Source organism: Pseudactinotalea sp. Z1739 (genome assembly GCF_049725055.1).
Taxonomy (GTDB): Bacteria; Actinomycetota; Actinomycetes; order Actinomycetales; family Beutenbergiaceae; genus CALKWS01.
Genome location: NZ_JBMPQA010000027.1, coordinates 1 through 4,446, shown reverse-complemented (window position 1 = coordinate 4,446; position 4,446 = coordinate 1). Strand labels below are relative to the sequence as shown.

Here is a 4,446-nt window from a genome sequence, read left to right as displayed (position 1 = left end):
GCCCGAGTGAGGGCACGGGCCTTGATGAGAAGGTGGCGGCCGATCCGCGCGACGATGGGCGCTGTGGCTGCGTCATCTCAGCGGCCGAAGGGCGTACGGCCACCAGCGCTGCCACTACATCCGCCCCTCGGCGCGATGGCTAAGCCTGGATCCACCGATGTGAGCTGGCGCAGGTCCGGCGTGTGAGAGCGAGAATGCCCCTCTGACCTGGGAAAATACGACTTGTTCAAGGCACGTATCCCACGCAAGAAGGGCATCTCGTAGATGCAACTATCTCATAGGTCGCCGGTAGTTTCGGCGAGGTTCGATGACCTGTCAAGGGACAGCGGGACCTCCCCGTGGGCGGACAGGAGACCTCCCTGTAGGCGGACAGTTCATCTCCCTGTCCGCGGACAGCTGATCTCCCTGTGGGGGTCAGTTCAAGGGGACCACCCCGCGTCCGGCGGTGGCCTCGGCGAGGCGTAGTGAGGTGCCCTCGGTGATGATGACGTGGGCGTGGTGCAGGAGCCGGTCGACGGCGGCGGTGGCCAGGGTCTTGGGCATGATGGTGTCGAAGCCGGCGGGGTGGATGTTGCTCGTGACGGCCAGGCTGCGGCGTTCGTAGGTGGCGTCGACGAGGCGGTAGAAGGCCTCGGCGGCGGCCTGCCCACTAGGGAGCATGCCGATGTCGTCGACGACGATGAGCTCGGCGCGGGTGATGCGGCTGATGACCTTGGCGACCGAGCCGTCGACGGCTGCCCTGCCGATCGCGGCGGTGAGGGACTCCAGGGTGAACCACGAGACGCGCATGCCGGCATCGATCACCTTGTGGGCCAGTGCCTCAACGAAGTGCGTCTTGCCCGTCCCAGACGGTCCGGAGATGGCGAGGTTCTCGGCGCGGTGGACCCACTCCAGAGTCGCTAGCGCCGACTGCGTCGGGACCGGGATGGAGGAGTCGTCCTCGCGCCAAGACTCGAACCTCTTCCCGGCGGGGAGCCCGGCGGCCTTGCGTCGCATGGCCCGGGTGGCCTCGTCACGGCCGCGGGCCTCCTCGGCGAGCAGGACGCGCAATACCTCGGTGGGGTCCCAGCGCTGGGCTTTGGCCGTCGCGAGGACCTCGGGGGCGGCGGCGCGCAGGTAGGGCATGCGCATGCGCTTGAGGACGGCGGTGAGGTCCTCGGGCAGCGGCGGCACCGCCGGCATTGTCGTTGTCGTGGTGGTGGTCATCGGGTGGTCTCCTTGCTGCTCGTGAAGCCGGCCCAGGTGGCGGTGCCGGGCTGGGCGGAGTGCGTTTCGTCGGCCATGACGAGGTCACCGGTGGCGGCAGCGGTTGCCTGATGGGCGACGATGGCTGTGAGGTCCTCCTCACCGAAGCGCCCCGCGGCCGCAGCTGCCGTCAGGGCCGCCGCGACAGCCGGGGTGCCGACCAGAGCGGCGAGCTCGACCGCGGCGGCCATCTTGGCCCGGATGCGTGTCGCTCCGGCGGCCGAGGCCGCGATCAGCCAGTCGCGGGCCCCGTCGCCCAGGGCGAGGAAGTCGCGCTCGGCGGCGCTGCGGGCCCGCGGCTGGGGCGGGCGCGGGGCACCGGTGGGGTCCTGGGGATGGTCGGGGTAGTGGGCCAGGTCGATCCGCGGATTGCCCGGAGTCGAGAGCCGGTGGCGGGCCACCTCGATCAGGCCGCGCCGCTCACCGGCCCACTCGGGACGGCGGGGCAGGGCGTCGAGGTCGGCGACCAGGACGAGCTCAGTGCCGGCGACGCGGACCCAGACCTCGGCGCCGACCAGGCCCGGCGGGGTGGAGTAGCGCACCGAGCCGTAGCGCACCGTCTGATCAGTGTTCACCGTCCTGGTCTCGCCCAGCACCAGCGTGTGCGGGGCGGCCGGCAGCGCATGAAGCCGCCGGCGCTCCTCGACCAGCGCCTCGGCCGGGATCCGCGCGGACTCGCGGTGGACGCGGCCGTTGACCTTGGCGCAGAACTCCTCACACGCGCTCTCCAGCTCGGCGAACGAGCCGTACTCGGGGCGCAGGTTGGCCTCGGTGGGCACCACGTCGGCCTTCGCCAGCCGGACGGTGGACTCCGTGCCGCCCTTACTCTCAGGGTCGAAGGGGACACAGGTGTGGACCTGGGTGCCGTAGTGCCGCCCCGCCGCAACGATCTGCGGGTGACGCACCGCCACGCCGGCGACGTGGTCGATGCTCACCGTCCTGGCGTTATCGGTCAGCACATAGGTCGGCACCCCGCCGATCCGTCGCAGCGTGGCGTCCAGGCAGGCGATCAGCGTGGGCAGGGTCCGGTCCCATACCGGGATCACCACGCGGAAGCGTGACCAGGCCAGCCACGCGCAGAACAGCAACGTGCGCCGCAGCGTCCCGTCCGGACCCGGGACCCGCGGTCCTTCGCCCCAATCGAACTGCAACCACAGGCCCGGCTCGGTGATCCACGGCCGATAGGTGCGCCGGTTCCCCACCCGCCACGCCGCCTTCGCCTCCGCGACGGCCCGGCGCGTGGTGCGCTCGGTGCCGGTGAACCCCATCGCCACGAGGCGGCCGTGGACGACGTCGGCGCGGACCTTGCCCGCACTGCGCTCGACCCACTCCTCGATCTTCGGCAGGTGCTCGTCGATCATCCGTGGGCGCCGTGAGGGCCCAGTCACCGGGCGGCCAGCGTCGCGGGCAGCGACATAGCGCCGCACAGTCTTGGCATCCACCCCGGCCAACTGCGCGGCCGAGTACGCACTCTCTGTGGCATCGAACGCTTCGAGAATCTCCATGATCTCCCTGTCACACTTCTTCATGCGTCCCTCCGGTGGAACCTGCTCAAGGTGTCGAGAACCTCGAGCAAACCCCGGAGGGACGCCTTCATCGGGACCGACACGGGCCGATCCCACGGGCCACAGACAGGGAGATCAACTGTCCGTCAGCAGGGAAGTTCGTGTCCGCCAACAGGGAGGTTGGCATGTCCGCTAGCATGACCCCAATCTCGTGTCGGCCGCTGGGCTGGTGCCGTTGATGGCCCTGGCCCGTAAAGCCGACCTGAGTGTTCTGGCGCAGGAGCGGTTAAGTATCGCTGGTGACAAGGGTGCCAATGCTGGTGCGAAGATCTCCTCGCTGGTGGCCGCGATGGCCGCCGGGGCGGACAGTATCGATGACATGGCCCTGTTACGTCATGGGGCGATGGGCAAGATCTTCACCCGCCCCTACGCGCCTTCGACCCTGGGGTCGTTCTTGCGGTCCTTCACCTTCGGGCACGTGCGCCAAGGCGATGCGATCGCCTCGCGGTTCCTGGGCAAGTTGGCCCAGCACGCCGACCTGCTCGGCGATGCCGCCGATACCGGGCCGGTGATGGTCGATATCGATGACACCATCATCGAAGTCCACGGCTATGCCAAGCAGGGCGCGGGGTTCGGCTACTCCGGGGTCCGCGGGCTGAACGCACTGCTGGCCACCGTCTCGGGCGCCTCCTTCTCCCCGGTGATCGCCGCCCAGCGGCTCCGCAAGGGCTCCACCGGCTCACCCCGCGGGGCCCAGCGACTGGCTACCGATACGTTGGCGCTGATCAAGCGCACCCATCTGGCCGGACGGGCAGTGCTGGTGCGCGGCGATGCGGCGTTCTACTCCCAAGAACTGGTGGCCGCCTGCCACAAGGCCGGAGCGCAGGTGTCGATCACAGTGCGGATGGACCCGGCGATCAAGCGCGCCATCGCCGCCATCGCCGAGTCGGCGTGGGAGACGATCAAGTACACCGAGGCGATCTTCGATGAGGCTACCGGCAAGTGGATCTCACGGGCTGAAGTTGCTGAGATCGACTACACCGCTTTCACTTCCAAGAAGAAGGCCCAGCACATCCCCGGGCGTCTGGTGGTGCGCCGCATCCCAGAATTGAACCCGAAGAAGGACACCGGGCAGGGCGCCCTGTTCGAAACGTGGCGCTTCCACGCCTTCTTCACCACCAGCAGCACCGACGAGCGCGACACTGTGGTTGCTGATCAGGTCCACCGGGCCCACGCGATCATCGAAAACGTCCACGCCGATCTGAAGGCCGGGCCGCTGGCGCACCTGCCCTCAGGGGTGTTCAACGCCAACGCCGCCTGGCTGGTCTGCGCGGTTATGGCCTTCAACCTCACCCGCGCCGCCGCCACGACCACCCGGGCCGCTGACCTGGCCCGGGCCCACACCGCCACGATCCGGCGCAAGTTGATCAACATCCCCGCCCGGGTGGCCTCCTCAGCCCGGCGCCTGCGACTACATCTGCCAACCAACTGGCCCTGGCACCAGGCCTGGACGAACCTTTACGACCACGTCCTGCCGGCCCGAGCACCATCCACCTGAGCGCCAACTCCTGCACCGACGACCAAGGAACCCCAAGTGGAAAAGCCGGACAGACCGGCGATTTACCCCTGCCCTTGCAGCGTTTCGAGCATCTCAGCCCAGATCAACTCGCCTTATCGCCCCATCGGTGGATCGAGG

At 68.8% G+C, this 4,446-nt stretch carries 3 protein-coding genes; 1 reads left to right on the top strand and 2 read right to left on the bottom strand.

What is annotated here, in order from left to right; genetic code table 11:
• Positions 1-414 precede the first annotated feature (414 nt).
• Complete coding sequence (gene istB, locus ACO0LV_RS18435) at positions 415-1,206, bottom strand: IS21-like element helper ATPase IstB (RefSeq protein WP_424789376.1); 792 nt, start codon at positions 1,204-1,206, stop codon at positions 415-417.
• Positions 1,203-2,774, bottom strand: coding sequence for an IS21 family transposase (gene istA / locus ACO0LV_RS18430; RefSeq protein WP_424789375.1), 1,572 nt, complete (start codon positions 2,772-2,774; stop codon positions 1,203-1,205). Before istA ends, istB begins: the two co-directional genes overlap by 4 nt.
• A 187-nt stretch (positions 2,775-2,961) precedes the next feature.
• Between istA and ACO0LV_RS18425 the strand changes: the two genes are divergently transcribed.
• Positions 2,962-4,308, top strand: a complete 1,347-nt coding sequence (locus ACO0LV_RS18425) for an IS1380 family transposase (protein ID WP_424789374.1) — start codon at positions 2,962-2,964, stop codon at positions 4,306-4,308.
• Positions 4,309-4,446: the final 138 nt, after the last annotated feature.